The 230-nt window shown below is 58.3% G+C and carries 1 pseudogene; it reads left to right on the top strand.

What is annotated here, in order from left to right:
• Nucleotides 1-230: pseudogene (locus KVT28_RS27360) on the top strand (cytochrome c); the annotation flags it as partial.

Raw genomic sequence — 230 nt, 5'->3', positions numbered from 1 at the left:
CGGACAAAGAGCACGGCATCGGCAACTACAGCGAGCAGCAGTTCTCCGACTCAGTGCGCAAAGGCGTGTTGCCGAACGGGTCCCGTCTCTATCCAGCGATGCCGTATCCGGATTACGCCAAAATCTCCGATGCCAATATGCACGCGCTTTACGTTTACTTCATGAAAGGGGTGGAGCCGAGCAGCGAGCAGCCGCCGGAAACCGATCTGAGCTTCCCGTTCAGCCAGCGT

Origin of the sequence: Pantoea sp. GbtcB22, assembly GCF_019091025.1 — a bacterium.
GTDB lineage: Bacteria > Pseudomonadota > Gammaproteobacteria > Enterobacterales > Enterobacteriaceae > Pantoea > Pantoea leporis.
This window is presented reverse-complemented; position numbering and strand designations above follow the sequence as displayed.